This is a genomic window from Bradyrhizobium sp. PMVTL-01 (assembly GCF_051861855.1).
Classification (GTDB): Bacteria; Pseudomonadota; Alphaproteobacteria; order Rhizobiales; family Xanthobacteraceae; genus Bradyrhizobium.
Map to the genome: position 1 here is coordinate 3,336,230 of NZ_CP193982.1, position 13,194 is coordinate 3,349,423.

At 64.6% G+C, this 13,194-nt stretch carries 15 protein-coding genes; 9 read left to right on the forward strand and 6 right to left on the reverse strand.

The genetic code is table 11. From position 1 onward, the window contains the following. The first annotated feature begins 21 nt into the window (after positions 1 to 21). Together purQ and ACRQ5Q_RS15750 are read left to right on the forward strand one after the other, a co-directional pair. A complete protein-coding gene (purQ, locus tag ACRQ5Q_RS15745; protein ID WP_439369161.1) occupies positions 22 to 723 on the forward strand; it encodes a phosphoribosylformylglycinamidine synthase subunit PurQ in 702 nt (233 codons plus the stop codon). After that, positions 720 to 1,694 (forward strand): tripartite tricarboxylate transporter substrate binding protein BugD, encoded by a 975-nt coding sequence (locus ACRQ5Q_RS15750; RefSeq protein ID WP_439398836.1) that lies wholly within the window; start codon positions 720 to 722, stop codon positions 1,692 to 1,694. The genes purQ and ACRQ5Q_RS15750 overlap by 4 nt, the downstream gene beginning before the upstream one ends. 271 nt (positions 1,695 to 1,965) lie before the next feature. Here ACRQ5Q_RS15750 and ACRQ5Q_RS15755 read toward each other — a convergent pair whose 3' ends face one another. After that, the gene (locus tag ACRQ5Q_RS15755; protein WP_439398837.1) at positions 1,966 to 2,931 is read right to left on the reverse strand and encodes a DMT family transporter; all 966 of its coding nucleotides are present in this window, start codon (positions 2,929 to 2,931) and stop codon (positions 1,966 to 1,968) included. Between ACRQ5Q_RS15755 and ACRQ5Q_RS15760 the strand changes: the two genes are divergently transcribed. Continuing rightward, positions 2,867 to 3,022, forward strand: a complete 156-nt coding sequence (locus ACRQ5Q_RS15760; RefSeq protein ID WP_439375797.1) for a hypothetical protein — start codon at positions 2,867 to 2,869, stop codon at positions 3,020 to 3,022. The genes ACRQ5Q_RS15755 and ACRQ5Q_RS15760 overlap by 65 nt on opposite strands. On the opposite strand, the gene ACRQ5Q_RS15765 is transcribed toward ACRQ5Q_RS15760, so the two are convergent. Beyond that, positions 3,007 to 3,486 carry a PaaI family thioesterase gene (locus tag ACRQ5Q_RS15765; RefSeq protein ID WP_439369155.1) on the reverse strand — a complete coding sequence of 160 codons (480 nt, stop codon included), beginning with the start codon at positions 3,484 to 3,486 and terminating at the stop codon, positions 3,007 to 3,009. The genes ACRQ5Q_RS15760 and ACRQ5Q_RS15765 overlap by 16 nt on opposite strands. A 185-nt stretch (positions 3,487 to 3,671) precedes the next feature. Here ACRQ5Q_RS15765 and purL point away from each other — a divergent pair, with 185 nt between their 5' ends. Next, positions 3,672 to 5,882, forward strand: coding sequence for a phosphoribosylformylglycinamidine synthase subunit PurL (gene purL, locus ACRQ5Q_RS15770; protein WP_439398838.1), 2,211 nt, complete (start codon positions 3,672 to 3,674; stop codon positions 5,880 to 5,882). A gap of 156 nt (positions 5,883 to 6,038) precedes the next feature. On the opposite strand, the gene ACRQ5Q_RS15775 is transcribed toward purL, so the two are convergent. After that, positions 6,039 to 7,229 (reverse strand): acyltransferase family protein, encoded by a 1,191-nt coding sequence (locus tag ACRQ5Q_RS15775; protein WP_439369152.1) that lies wholly within the window; start codon positions 7,227 to 7,229, stop codon positions 6,039 to 6,041. Positions 7,230 to 7,411: 182 nt separating this feature from the next. Here ACRQ5Q_RS15775 and ACRQ5Q_RS15780 point away from each other — a divergent pair, with 182 nt between their 5' ends. Further along, complete coding sequence (locus ACRQ5Q_RS15780) at positions 7,412 to 7,585, forward strand: DUF1328 domain-containing protein (RefSeq protein WP_439369150.1); 174 nt, start codon at positions 7,412 to 7,414, stop codon at positions 7,583 to 7,585. Between the two features lie 67 nt (positions 7,586 to 7,652). On the opposite strand, the gene ACRQ5Q_RS15785 is transcribed toward ACRQ5Q_RS15780, so the two are convergent. After that, a complete protein-coding gene (locus ACRQ5Q_RS15785) occupies positions 7,653 to 8,012 on the reverse strand; it encodes a DUF427 domain-containing protein (RefSeq protein ID WP_018647428.1) in 360 nt (119 codons plus the stop codon). Positions 8,013 to 8,224: 212 nt separating this feature from the next. On the opposite strand from ACRQ5Q_RS15785, the gene ACRQ5Q_RS15790 reads away from it, so the two are divergent. Beyond that, positions 8,225 to 8,461, forward strand: a complete 237-nt coding sequence (locus ACRQ5Q_RS15790; protein ID WP_011088461.1) for a BolA family protein — start codon at positions 8,225 to 8,227, stop codon at positions 8,459 to 8,461. A gap of 39 nt (positions 8,462 to 8,500) precedes the next feature. Further along, the gene (locus ACRQ5Q_RS15795) at positions 8,501 to 9,694 is read left to right on the forward strand and encodes a low temperature requirement protein A (protein WP_439369147.1); all 1,194 of its coding nucleotides are present in this window, start codon (positions 8,501 to 8,503) and stop codon (positions 9,692 to 9,694) included. Between the two features lie 13 nt (positions 9,695 to 9,707). On the opposite strand, the gene egtD is transcribed toward ACRQ5Q_RS15795, so the two are convergent. Both egtD and egtB read right to left on the reverse strand, forming a co-directional pair. After that, positions 9,708 to 10,679 (reverse strand): L-histidine N(alpha)-methyltransferase, encoded by a 972-nt coding sequence (egtD, locus tag ACRQ5Q_RS15800; RefSeq protein ID WP_439369145.1) that lies wholly within the window; start codon positions 10,677 to 10,679, stop codon positions 9,708 to 9,710. A 51-nt stretch (positions 10,680 to 10,730) separates the two neighbouring features. Further along, a complete protein-coding gene (gene egtB / locus ACRQ5Q_RS15805) occupies positions 10,731 to 12,029 on the reverse strand; it encodes an ergothioneine biosynthesis protein EgtB (protein WP_439399816.1) in 1,299 nt (432 codons plus the stop codon). A gap of 247 nt (positions 12,030 to 12,276) precedes the next feature. On the opposite strand from egtB, the gene grxD reads away from it, so the two are divergent. Both grxD and ACRQ5Q_RS15815 read left to right on the forward strand, forming a co-directional pair. Next, positions 12,277 to 12,603: a Grx4 family monothiol glutaredoxin gene (gene grxD / locus ACRQ5Q_RS15810; RefSeq protein ID WP_018647423.1), complete on the forward strand. Its 327-nt coding sequence runs from the start codon at positions 12,277 to 12,279 to the stop codon at positions 12,601 to 12,603. Positions 12,604 to 12,607: 4 nt separating this feature from the next. Next, a complete protein-coding gene (locus ACRQ5Q_RS15815; RefSeq protein WP_439369143.1) occupies positions 12,608 to 13,159 on the forward strand; it encodes an O-acetyl-ADP-ribose deacetylase in 552 nt (183 codons plus the stop codon). The last annotated feature ends 35 nt before the right edge of the window (positions 13,160 to 13,194 follow it).

Genomic DNA, 13,194 nt, shown 5'->3' on the forward strand with positions numbered 1-13,194 from the left:
ACCGCCGCCGGAACCTCTGCCATGAAAGCCGCCATCCTCGTCTTTCCCGGAATCAACCGTGAGCGCGACATGGCGCGCGCATTGAGGCTGATCTCCGGCAGCGAGCCGGCGATGGTCTGGCACGCCGAGACCTCGCTGCCATCGGGCACCGATCTCGTGGTCGTGCCCGGCGGTTTCTCCTACGGCGATTACCTGCGCTGCGGCGCAATCGCCGCGCGTGCGCCGGTGATGGATGCGGTGCGCGATTATGCGGCGAAGGGTGGCCTCGTGCTCGGCGTCTGCAACGGCTTCCAGATCCTGTGCGAATCCGGCCTCCTGCCTGGCGTCTTGATGCGCAATGCGCGGCTGAAATTCATCTGCAAGGATGTGCATCTGCGCGTCGAGCGCTCCGACACGCCGTTCACCCGCGGCTACAATGCGGGTCAGGTGATCCGCGTGCCGGTCGCCCATGGCGAGGGCAATTACGAGGCGGACGAAGAAACCATCAAGCGGCTCGAAGGCGAGGGGCGGGTGCTCTACCGCTACTGCTCCGCTGACGGCGTCGTGGACGAGGCCCATAACATCAACGGCGCGGCGCATTCGATCGCCGGTATCGTCAACGACAAGGGCAACGTGCTCGGCATGATGCCGCATCCGGAAAACCACGTCGAACACATCATGGGCTGCACCGACGGCCGCGGACTGTTCGCGGGCCTTGCCCAGCATCTGGAAAAGGCCGCGTGATCCCGTTCGTGGTGAAGCGCGCTCTCGCCGCGATCGCGGCGCTGGCGTTCGCGGCAGGCGCATTCGCGCAGGACTATCCCAAGCGGCCGATCACCATGATCGTGCCGTTCGCGGCCGGCGGCACCTCGGACGTGATCGCGCGCACTGTCGCCGAGCAGATGGGCGTCGCGCTCGGCCAGACCATCGTGATCGAGAACGTTGCGGGCGCCGGCGGCTCGACCGCGCTGGCGCGCGCCTCCCGCGCCGAGCCCGACGGCTACACGATCGCGATCGGCAATGCCGGCACCAACGCCGCGACCTACACGATCTATCCAAAGCTGCCGTTCACGCCTGAGTCCTTCGTGCCGATCGCGATGGTGGCGAAGACGTTCGGCATCATCGCACTGCGCAAGGATTTTCCGGCGAAGGACCTCAAGGAGTTCATCGCCTACGCCAAGGCCAATCCGGGCAAAGTCAATCTCGGCCATGCCGGCGTTGGCTCCTCGAACTACCTGATCTGCAAGAGCTTCGTCACCGCCGCCGGGATCGATGCGACGCTGGTCGGCTATCGCGGCGCAGCCCCCGCGCTGACTGACGCGATCGGCAGCCAGATCGACGGCGTCTGCGATGCGGCGGCTTCCGTCTCGCAGTCGATCAACGAGAAGCTGGTGAGGGGCCTCGTGGTCGGTTCGACCGTGCGGCTTGCCACGCTGCCGGAGCTGCCGACATCGGCTGAAGCCGGCGTGCCGGAGTTCGAGGCGCAGGGTTGGAACGGCCTGTTCGCACCGAAGGGCACGCCGCCGGCGGTGATCGCCAAGCTCAATGCCGCCGCTCGCACGGCGGTGGAGACCGACGCGGTGAAGAAGCGCTTTGCCGACCTCTCCACCGTCGCCCCCGACGACAACGAGCACTCGCCGGAGCTGCTGCAGCAGCTGGTGACGCGCGACGTCGAGAAGTACCGCAAGATGCTGGCGGACGACGCCAAGCAGTAGGCCGCTGCGCCATCGCCATTTTGGCTGCGATTTCGACCTGCATCGTCTCGACGCAGGCTATTTCCCAACATGAGCCTCCGGTGGCGGGAGTCGGCTCCCTCTCCCGCTGCGGGAGAGGGGTGGGGAGAGGGTGTCTCCGCGGAGGGGCTCCTCAAGAGGATAGAGCCCTCACCCGGATCGCATCTTCGATGCGATGCGACCTCTTCTCCCGCAAGCGGGAGAGGTGAACCGAGCGCTCGGCTGGCATCGATTCGACCACGTTTCATTCTCCCTATCGTAGCTTCAACTTCTCCGCCGGCACCGTCATCGCGGCAACGCCCGCCATCACCAGCAGCAGGCCGAGCGCCAGGTTCGACGGCACGCTCTCGCCCAGCAGCAGCACCGAAAGCCCGACGCCGATCGGGATGCGCAAGTACCCTTGCGCGTTCGTGGTCAGCGTGCCGAGCCGGCCGAGACAGACATAGAACAGCATCAATCCCAGCGCGCTCGAGACGATGCCCATGACGATGGTGGCGACGATGGCTGTCGGCGTCGGATGCAACGTCCAAGGCTGGTCGATGACCAGCGAGGGCGGCAGCAATACGAGGCCGCCGAACAGCAGCGAGCCGGCCGCCACCACCATCGGGTCGTAGTCGGACAGCCTGAGCCCGAAGATGGTTGCGCAGGCGAAGGAGATGGTGGCGAGCAGGATGGCGATCTCCGCCACGATCTCGCTCCCGAAGCCACGCAGGGCATCGAGGCCGACGATGGCGACGGTGCCGGCGAGTCCCAAAATCGCACCCGCGAGCTTGAGCAGCGTCGCCGGCTCGTGCCGGGTGATCAGCGAGGTGATCAGGAAGGCGAAGATCGGCGTCGTCGAGGCCAGCACCACCGTGTTCGAGGCCGGCACATATTGCTGCGACCAGGTGATGATCAGGAACGGGAAGGTCGAGTTGATCAGCTGCTGGGTCGCAAACAGCTTCCAGGCCTTCGCGTCGGTGGGAATTTTGGTGCCGCGCATCCACAGGATCACGAACAGGAAGGCTGCGGCGATCAGGGAGCGCACCGAGATGAAGGTGATGGGCGGGATCGTGGGCAGCGCCAGCTTTGCCAGCGGATAGGTCGAGCTCCAGCAGCAGGCCAGCGCGAACAGCAACGCGTAGTCGCGCCAGTTGCGCGCGCCGGTGGCCGGCATGGATGGCGGCGGCGACGATATTGCTGCCGCTGCGCGGCCCCTTGGCGATGTGCTCTGCGGCACCTTGTTTCTGCTCCCCGGCGCGAACGCGCTCAGCCCAAGTGTGGGCGAGGGGCCGGCAAAAGGGAAGGCGTCGAGCTATGCGTTCGGCTGAGGGAGCGACTTCCACTTCGCCCGCTTGATTGTCCCGGAGAAGGTGAACAGAAGGCGCTCACCGGCGGTCATCTGCCCGCGCAGGAAGATCAGCGACTTGCCGGCACGGGTGACCTCGCCGGTGCATTCAATCAGCTCGCCCTCGTGTCCCGCATCGAGGAATTCGCAGGCGAAATTGACGGTCACGCCTTTGCCGGCCAGGGCGTGGCGGCCGATCGCGAACAGGCTGTAATCGGCGAAGGCCATGAAGCAGCCGCCATGGACGTTCCCGGAGCCGTTCAGGTGCTTCTTCTCGACCCGGAAGGCGCAGCGGATGCTGCCGTCTTCCTCCAGGCGGTGCCAGAACGGGCCGACATGGTTCTCGAAGCTGTCGCGGATCCAGGTCTGCCAGCCCGCAAATTCGCCCTCGGTCGCGACATGCAGCTCGGGGCGGGGCGAAGCGGCCGTTTTGGTCAATTCGTGCAAGGAAATGGGCCTTCAATTACGGGTGTTTTGACCTTAAATCCGATCCGTCCGCGCCGTGCAATTCCCGTTCCCGCGGGGCCCCCGGCGCAAAACGTGGGACAGCGGGAAAATGCGCCATAAAGGGCTTTTCGCGAGCCCCCGATGTTCCTAAGAACGGCCAAACCGCCGCCGAAAGCCCCGAATCCATGAAGAATGAACCCAAGATCACCCCCGAACTGGTTGCCGCCCACGGGCTCAAGCCCGACGAGTATGAGCGCATCCTGAAGCTGATCGGGCGGGAGCCGACCTTCACCGAGCTCGGCATCTTCTCGGCGATGTGGAACGAGCACTGCTCGTACAAGTCCTCCCGCATCCATCTGCGCGGCCTGCCGACCAAGGCCCCCTGGGTGATCCAGGGCCCCGGCGAGAATGCCGGCGTGATCGACATCGGCGACGGCCAGGCCGTGGTCTTCAAGATGGAGAGCCACAACCACCCGAGCTATATCGAGCCGTATCAGGGCGCGACCACCGGCGTCGGCGGCATCCTGCGCGACGTCTTCACCATGGGTGCGCGGCCGATCGCCTGCCTGAACGCGCTGAGCTTCGGTGCGCCCGAGCATGCCAAGACCCGGCATCTCGTCTCCGGCGTGGTCGCCGGTGTCGGCGGTTACGGCAATTCCTTCGGCGTGCCGACGGTCGGCGGCCAGGTGCGTTTCCACACCCGCTATGACGGCAACATCCTCGTCAACGCGATGGCGGTCGGCCTTGCCGACGCCGACAAGATCTTCTATGCGGCCGCCTCCGGCGTGAACATGCCGATCGTCTATCTGGGCTCGAAGACGGGGCGCGACGGCATCCACGGCGCCTCGATGGCCTCGGCCGAATTCGACGACAAGTCCGAGGAGAAGCGCCCGACCGTGCAGGTCGGCGATCCCTTCGCCGAGAAGCTGCTGCTGGAAGCCTGCCTCGAGATCATGGAGAAGGGCTGCGTCATCGCGATCCAGGACATGGGCGCGGCGGGGCTGACCTGCTCGGCGGTCGAGATGGGCGCCAAGGGCGATCTCGGCGTCGATCTCGATCTCGATGCGGTGCCGACCCGCGAGAGCGGCATGAGCGCCTACGAGATGATGCTCTCGGAGAGCCAGGAGCGCATGCTCATGGTGCTCAAGCCCGAGAAGGAAAAGGAAGCCGAGGAGATCTTCACGAAGTGGGGGCTCGATTTTGCGATTGTCGGCTACACCACGCCGAGCAAGCGCTTCGTCGTCAAGCATGGCGGCGACGTGATGGCCGACCTGCCGATCAAGGAGCTCGGCGACGAGGCGCCGGTCTATGACCGCCCGCATGTCGCCTCCGCCGCGCTGCCGGTCGTGCACGCGCGCGACGTGGTCGCGCCGATGGGCCTCGGTGCCGCGCTGGAGAAGCTGATCGGTACGCCCGACATGTGCAGCAAGCGCTGGGTGTGGGAGCAGTACGACCACGTCATCCTCGGCAACACCATGCAGCGTCCGGGCGGCGATGCGGCCGTGGTGCGCGTGCAGGACGGGCCGAAGGGCCTGGCGCTGACCGTCGACGTCACGCCGCGTTATTGCGAGGCCGATCCGTTCGAGGGCGGCAAGCAGGCCGTCGCCGAAGCCTGGCGCAACATCACCGCGGTCGGCGGCAAGCCGCTCGCGATCACCGACAATCTCAATTTCGGCAACCCTGAAAGGCCCGAGATCATGGGCCAGTTCGTCGGCTGCCTGAAGGGTATCTCGGAAGCCTGCCGCACGCTCGACTTCCCGGTCGTCTCCGGCAACGTCTCGCTCTACAACGAGACCAACGGCCGCGCGATCCTGCCGACGCCCTCGATCGGCGGTGTCGGCCTGCTCGACGACTTCACCAAGTCGGCTTCGCTGGCCTTCAAGGCGGAGGGCGAGGCAGTCCTCTTGATCGGCGAGACCCATGGCTGGCTCGGCCAGTCCGTCTATCTGCGCGACATCTGCGGCCGCGAGGAGGGCGCACCGCCGCCGGTCGATCTCGCCGCCGAGAAGCGCAACGGCGATTGCGTGCGCGGCATGATCCATGCGGGTACCGCGACCGCCGTCCACGATCTCTCCGACGGCGGCTTGCTGATCGCACTCGCCGAGATGGCGATGGCGGGCGGCATCGGCGCAAAGCTGCTGGCGGCACCGACCGCGCTGGTGCCGCAGGCCTATTGGTTCGGCGAGGACCAGGCGCGCTATCTCGTCACCGTGCCGGAAACCGAATCCGGCCGCGTGCTCGCCAAGATGCGCGGCTGCGAGGTGCCCTGCGTGCGGATCGGCACCACCGGCGGCGACGCGATTGCGATCGCCGGCGAGGCGCCGGTTACGATCGACACGCTGCGCAAGTCATTCGAGCGCTGGCTGCCGGAATATATGGGCGGCAAGGCGGCCTGAGCTGCTGCCACTCACTCCGTCATTGGGAGCCAACGGGTCCGGCGCGAAGCGCGGCCCGAAGAGAGGCTCCGCGGAGCGATCCAGATCCTCCGCCGGGATAGTCTGGATTGCTTCGTCGCAAGGGCTCCTCGCAACGACGAGTGGAGAGGCCTGGCCTCACAACACCTTCGTCACGCCCGGGATCTGCCGCAAGGCGCGTGTTAACGCCCAACTGAACGCGACCGTCAGCACGAAGCCGATCGTGGCCTTGACGATCGCCGGCAGGTCATAGTCGAACAGCCAATATTGCAGCCACAGCGCGATCGGGTAGTGCACCAGGAACATGCCGTAGGCGTCCGCCTGCATCGGATCGAGCAGCTTGGCCGAGCCTGATTGCCTGAACCTCTGGAAAAGGGCCAGGATCAGAAACATGATGGCCACGCTGAAGACACTGAAGCAGAGGGCATAGAGCGCTTCATACCAGTCGGGCAACGGCGACGGGTTGCCCAGTATTTCGCGCTTGATGAAGATCAGCGTCCACAAGAGGCAATACGGAACGATCGCCAGCACCATCCAGTCCCAGCTGACCCTTGCCATCCGGCCGTCGACAGCGAGCAGCCCGCGATCCATTTGCGCAACGCCGATACCGGCACCGAAAAAGAAGTAGGTCGCGTAGAGCATCACGCGCCCGTGCTGGACCGAGAACGGCCCGAACTCGAACCAACTGCTTGGTCCGAAGTGAACCCGTCCGGGAATGTAGAACGCCGCGGTGACGGCAAGCATGACCGCGAAGAACGCGGCGGGCCGACGGCGACCGTATAGCGAGAGGCGGTTGATCGGATCGAGCAAATTGGGCGACAGCCGATGCAGTATGCAGGCCACCACGTCGAAGCCGAGCAGGACCCAGAGGAACCAGACTGGCCCGCTCGGCCACGGGCCCTTCGTGACCATGTTCCACCAATATTCCGAAAAGCCGATCTCGGGATGGTGTCGGAGCGAGATGGCGTAATAGGCGAGCGGGATGATCGTGAATGCGCAGATCACGAATGGCAAGCCAAGCCGAAGCAGGCGATCTACCAGATAGTTCAGCGCTCCCTTCCGGGCGATGCCAGACCAGGCGAACAGTCCCGACAGGAAGAAGAACATCGCCATGAAGAAACTGTCGGTGGCGAGCACGATCATGTCGAAGCCGAAGAAGTACTTCGGATCGGTATGGCCGAAATAGGTATAGGGGATCACCGCGTGGTGCAGCAGCACCACCAGGGTGAGGAAGGTGCGGGCCCGATCCAGCGACAGGTTGCGCGCCTTGGCCTTCGGTGCCGCTTGCGCCTCCGGGCCGATCGTCGCTGTATGTGACATCGTCGTCATGGTCGCCCCGATTGCGTTCCTGTCCCGAGGCCGAATGTGCCGCCCGGAACCGGATTCAGCAAGGGTTGTGTGAGCCGCCCAACCGTCCTGAGACGATTAGGAACCAGTTCCGCGCAGCAAGGTTAGCGTTCGCGCAAATGGGCTTGAGGGCCGCAACGGACGCTACAATTTGGGAGCTGGTGATGACGATCCTGAAATGGGCGCTGATCTTCTTACTCGTCTCGATCGTGGCCGGCGTGTTCGGCTTCACCGGACTCTCGGCTGCCTCGGCCGATGTCGCCCGCTTCCTGTTCTACGTCTTCGTCGTGATCTTCCTGGTACTTCTGATCCTGGGGCTGACGGTCTTCAGGGCGTAGGTACGCGAGTCATTCCTGGGCGATGCCAGGCATTGAACTCCGGCGCGCCCCGGAATAACCGTTGAACCTACCCCACTTCCTCGATCTTCACCTTGTCCGGATAGAAGGCGAGATGGCCGGATATCTCCGTCATGGCGGGGAAGGGCGTCTCGTAGGTCCAGATCGCGTTGTCGAGCGTTTTGCCGTCGGCCTTGACGCTGTAGTAGCTCGCGTCGCCCTTGTAGGGACAATGGGTGACCCGGTCGGTGCGCTCCAGAAGCGCCATGTTGGCGTCCTCCCGCGGCACATATTGCACCGCCGGATATTTGGCCTCCTTGAGGGTCAGCGCCTTGCTGGTCTCGGCGATGACGATGTCGCCCGCCGTGACGCGGACGCGCCGGGGGTTCGGGGTGATGGTGATGGGGTGGTCCGGCCCTGGAAGCTTCATGATTTCACGCCTTTTCGATCATTCTGCCGCGCGCGGCACTTTGTTGTGCCTTTGTCCCGATGGGATCAGGGATATAGTGCCGGAAAGGGTGACGTAGAAGGCCGTTCACGCTAAGTTTGGCCCGCCGGCAAGTTTGGCTTTTCAGATCCGGACCCCGGCCAGCTATTCGACGACGAGGCTGCTTTGCAGCCGAGCTAAGGAGCTAGACCCGAATGCCCATGGACGCCCACGATATCGAGGCGATGATCAAGGCAGCGATCCCCGATGCCGAGGTGACCATCCGTGACCTCGCCGGCGACGGCGATCACTATGCCGCGACCGTGATCTCGGAATCCTTCCGCGGCAAGTCCCGCGTCCAGCAGCACCAGATCGTCTATCAGTCCCTGCGCGGCCAGATGGGCGGCGTCCTGCACGCGCTGGCGCTGCAAACCGGGGTGCCGGGCACCTGACCTGACGAGCGCCCGATCCGAACGCGCCGGGGAACGACGATGGCTGCCGAGAATTCGCGCGGCGCGATGTTTCGCGTCATCACGCCGAACCAGCCCAGTCGCGTCACCAATGCCGAGCTGTTCTTCGACCTCGTCTTCGTCTTCGCCGTTACGCAAATCTCGCACACGCTGCTGCACCATTTCACGCCGCTCGGCGCGGTGCATGTCACGGTGCTGTTTCTCGCTGTGTGGTGGGTGTGGGTCTACACCGCCTGGGTCACCAACTGGCTTAATCCGGATCTGACGCCGGTTCGCATCCTGATCTTCCTGATGATGCTCGGCGGCCTCGTGCTGTCGACGACCATCCCGACCGCCTTCGAGGGACGGGGCCTGTGGTTCGCCATCGCCTACGCGGCCATGCAGGTCGGACGCACCGCGTTCTGGCTGTTCGCGACCCCCCGCCATCGCACGGCGGTGCGGCACAACGCGATCCGCATCCTGACATGGCTCTCGATCTCGGCGGTGCTGTGGATTGCGGGCGGTCTTTCCGAGGGAGAAACCCGGCTGTGGCTGTGGATCGCGGCAGTCACCTGGGAGTATGTCTCGCCCGCGGTCCGGTTCTGGGTCCCGAAACTGGGCTTCTCGTCGGTCGAGGCCTGGGCGGTCGAAGGCAACCACATGGCCGAGCGTTGCGCCGGCTTCATCATCATCGCGCTGGGCGAGGCCGTCGTGGTGAACGGTGCGACCTTTGCCGAGTTGGAGTGGACGGCCGCGAACATTGTGGCCTTCGTCTCGGCGCTGGTCGGCAGCATCGCGATGTGGTGGGTCTATTTCCACAAGGGCGCGGAGGCCGGCTCCGAGCGCATCTCGAAATCCACCGAGTCCGGCCGGCTGGCGCGGCTCGCCTATACCTATCTGCACATGCCGATCGTCGCCGGCATCATCCTGACTGCGGTCTCGGACGAACTGGTGCTGAAGCACCCGACCGGCCATTCCGATCTCAGGACGATCGTGAGCACGGTTGGCGGCCCGCTGGTGTTCCTGGTCGGCACCATCCTGTTCAAACACTCGATCCGCGGCTTCCTCCAGCTCTCGCACGGCATCGGCATCATCCTGCTGCTGGTGCTGTGGTGGTTCGCCGCCGATCTCTCACCGCTCTGGCTCTCGGTTGCGACCAGCGTCATCATGATCGTGGTCGCGGTTTGGGAGTCGGTGTCGCTGGGGTCGAAGGTGGAGGAGGCCGGGGAGGATTGAGCTCCCGGCGCTCTTACTCCGCAACCTCCAGCGCATGCACCGAGAACATCATCGCCGCATCCGTCCAGCTCTCGCGCACCCGCCAGCCTGCGCCCTGCGCCAAAGCAGTGAAGCGGTCGATGCTGTATTTGTAGCTGTTCTCGGTATGGATGCTCTCGCCCTTGTTGAACGAGAAGCTGGTGCCGAGCAGGCGCACGGTCTGGCTCTTCCTGCTGATCAGGTGCATCTCGATGCGGTGCCGCTCGCGATTGTAGATCGCGCGATGGGTGAAGGCGGACAGGTCGAAATTGCCCCCGAGCTCGCGGTTGATGCGCACCAGGACATTGAGGTTGAAGCGGGCGGTGACGCCGGCCGCATCATTGTAGGCCTCGTGCAGCACGCGCTCGTCCTTCTCGAGGTCGGCGCCGATGATCATCTGCGCGCCCGGGCCCAGAATCTCGCGCGCGCTCTTCAGGAAGGCCTGTGCTTCGTGCGGCTCGAAATTGCCGATGGTCGAGCCGGGGAAGAACCCGACCTTGGGCATGGAGGCGACTGCTTTGGGCAGCTCGAACGGCGTGGTGAAGTCGGCTGCGACCGGATAGATGCCGAGTGAGGGGAAATCCCGCTTCAGGCCGTTCGCCTGCGCCGCCAGGAAATCGCCGGAAATGTCGACGGGCACATAGGCCGCGAACTTGCAGTGGCCGAGCAGCAGGCGGACCTTGGTGGTCGCGCCGGCGCCGAACTCGACCAGCGCGGCATGCTCGGGAATGATCTTCGCGATCTCGCTGCCGCGCTCCTTCAGGATCGATAGCTCGGTGCGCGTCGGGTAGTACTCCGGCAGGCGTGTGATCGCTTCGAACAATTCCGAGCCGGTCGCATCGTAGAAAAATTTCGGCGACAGCTTCTTCGGTTGCTGCGAGAGGTCCTCGATGGCCTCGCGGGCGAAAGCGGTGGTCTGCTCGTCGGGAAGATGGGCTTCGGCCAAAGCGCTGGCGTGCACATTCATGATACTCTCCTGAACGCGCTGTCCGGCGCGCATCTGTCGTCGGATTAAGGACTAGACGTAATCGGCGAGCCGCAGTCCCGTGAACTGCCAGCGATGGTGCGGATAGAAGAAGTTGCGATAACTAATGCGGCTGTGGTCCTCCGGAGTTGCAAGCGATGAGCCGCGCAGAACCAATTGGTTGACCATGAACTTGCCGTTGTACTCCCCGAGCGCGCCTTCGACGGCGCGATAGCCGGGGTAGGGCGAGTAGGAGCTGCGGGTCCATTGCCAGACGATGCCGAAGGCGTCGTTGAGCTGCCTGGTGCGGGCCGCGACCTCCCATTCCATCTCGGTCGGGAGATGCTTGCCGGCCCAGCGCGCGAACGCATCCGCCTCGTAATAGCTGACATGGCAGACCGGCGCGTCGGGATCGACCGGCTTGAGGCCGGCCAGCGTCATGACCTGCCATGCGCCGTCGACCTCGCGCCAATAGCCGGGGGCCTGCCAGTCTTCCTTGCTGGCCGCGGCGAAGCCGTCCATCAGCCACAGCGTTGCCGTCCGGTAGCCGCCCTCGCGCATGAAGGCGAGCCATTCGCCATTCGTGACGAGATTGCGCGCGACCTTGACAGGGCCGACCAGGGCGCGATGAGCGGGCTTCTCGTTGTCGAAATGGAAGCCGTCATCGACATGGCCGACGGTGTGGATGCCTTCATTGAGCGTCAGCCAGTCGTCGCCGGTGCGCGTCGCCGCCGGCAAGCGCCAGTCCGGGTCATAGGCCGGATAGACCGGATTCTGCGCGAACGCGTGCAGGATGTCGGTGAACATCAATTCCTGATGCTGCTGCTCGTGGTTGAGCCCGACCTCGACCAGCGGCGCCAGGGCTGCGAGCTTGTCGACGCTCGCTTCGCGGAAGAATTCGACGACGGCCGCATCGACATATCTGCGGTAGGCGCCGACCTCGTCCGCGCTCGGACGGGTGATGTCGCCGCGATGGTTGCGGGCATGACGCGGGCCGGCGCTGACGTAATAGGAATTGAACAGAAACGCGAAATCGGGGTGAAAGGGCCGGTAGCCGGGGGCGTGCTCGCCGAGCAGAAACTGCTCCCAGAACCAGGTGGTATGGGCCCTGTGCCATTTCGCAGGGCTCGCATCGGGCATGGACTGGATCTGCTGGTCCTCCGGCGACAGCGGCGCGGCCCGGCGCTCGGTCTCGTTGCGAACCGCAAGAAAAGCCTCTTCCAGCCGCGGGGCGAGGCTGCCCTCCTCGGAGGATAGTGACGAAAGCGCGGAGGCGGCCGTGGCGGAGGCTGGTTTCGTCACGTTTTTCTCCAGACAGGACAAGAGAACGTTGTTGGCGTTGCCCGGTTCCAAAACCAAGGTTCGTCCTAGATAGGGCCTCCGTTACGGTATGAAAGTCCTCCCCGGTGATGATATTTGTGCCATCATGCAATGGGCGGGGCGCCGGGGCCGGCTGCCCAAGGCCTGGACGGGGACCGTTCGCCGCCATTTTACTTTGGATGCACAACGGTTTGGGCTACATATAGCGGCAGGTATCGGGTTAAACGGCTGAGCCAGCCCGAAGCAATTGGTGAGGGCTCTGCCCCAGAAGGACACGGATATGAGCATCGCGGAATTCATCGACAACGAAGTGAAGTCGAACGACGTGGTTCTGTTCATGAAGGGGACGCCGCAATTTCCGCAGTGCGGTTTCTCCGGCCAGGTCGTCCAGATCCTCGACCATATCGGTGTCGGCTATAAGGGCCTCAACGTCCTCGAATCCGCCGAGCTGCGCAACGGCATCAAGGAATACTCGAACTGGCCGACCATCCCGCAACTCTATGTGAAGGGTGAGTTCATCGGCGGCTGCGATATCGTCCGCGAGATGTTCCAGGCCGGCGAATTGCAGCAGCTCTTCTCCGAGAAGGGCGTCGTCGTCGCGGCCTAAAGGCATGACCGTGCTGTCGCGCCGGATCGGCGGCGCGGAGCTCGACGTCGTCATTGCCGACATCACGACACTGCGCGTTGACGCCATCGTCAACGCGGCGAACACGTCGCTCCTCGGTGGGGGCGGCGTGGATGGCGCGATCCATCGCGCGGCCGGGCCCGAGCTTCTCGCCGAGTGCCGGATGCTCTACGGCTGCAAGACGGGCGATGCCAAGATCACCAAGGGCTACCGGCTCAAGGCCGCCCATGTGATCCACTCCGTCGGGCCGGTCTGGAACGGCGGTACGCTCGGCGAGGACGACCTGCTCGCCTCCTGCTATCGCCGTGCGATGGAGCTGTGTGGGAAGCACGCGCTGACCTCGGTGGCCTTCCCCGCGATTTCGACCGGCATTTTCGGCTTTCCTGCCGACCGGGCCGCCGATATCGCGGTGCGCACGACCATCGAAGGGCTCGCCGCCGCGCCATCGGTCACCCGCGTGGTGTTCTGCTGCTTCGCGGAGCCGAGTGCCAAACTCCATTCCGAAGCGCTGGCGCGCCACAGCGGCCCTTGTGCCTGATGACGCCGTCAGTACACTCCGCCGGACCATTTTCC

Bases quoted from the DNA above. Each gene is read 5' to 3' on its own strand.
- grxD (WP_018647423.1), top strand. From the start codon at position 12,277: ATGAGCATCGCGGAATTCATCGACAACGAAGTGAAGTCGAACGACGTG.
- ACRQ5Q_RS15760 (WP_439375797.1), top strand. From the start codon at position 2,867: ATGGATGGCGGCGGCGACGATATTGCTGCCGCTGCGCGGCCCCTTGGC.
- ACRQ5Q_RS15775 (WP_439369152.1), bottom strand. From the start codon at position 7,229: ATGACGACGATGTCACATACAGCGACGATCGGCCCGGAGGCGCAAGCG.
- ACRQ5Q_RS15795 (WP_439369147.1), top strand. From the start codon at position 8,501: ATGGCTGCCGAGAATTCGCGCGGCGCGATGTTTCGCGTCATCACGCCG.
- purQ (WP_439369161.1), top strand. From the start codon at position 22: ATGAAAGCCGCCATCCTCGTCTTTCCCGGAATCAACCGTGAGCGCGAC.
- ACRQ5Q_RS15790 (WP_011088461.1), top strand. From the start codon at position 8,225: ATGCCCATGGACGCCCACGATATCGAGGCGATGATCAAGGCAGCGATC.
- egtD (WP_439369145.1), bottom strand. From the start codon at position 10,679: ATGAATGTGCACGCCAGCGCTTTGGCCGAAGCCCATCTTCCCGACGAG.
- ACRQ5Q_RS15785 (WP_018647428.1), bottom strand. From the start codon at position 8,012: ATGAAGCTTCCAGGGCCGGACCACCCCATCACCATCACCCCGAACCCC.
- ACRQ5Q_RS15815 (WP_439369143.1), top strand. From the start codon at position 12,608: ATGACCGTGCTGTCGCGCCGGATCGGCGGCGCGGAGCTCGACGTCGTC.
- ACRQ5Q_RS15780 (WP_439369150.1), top strand. From the start codon at position 7,412: ATGACGATCCTGAAATGGGCGCTGATCTTCTTACTCGTCTCGATCGTG.
- purL (WP_439398838.1), top strand. From the start codon at position 3,672: ATGAAGAATGAACCCAAGATCACCCCCGAACTGGTTGCCGCCCACGGG.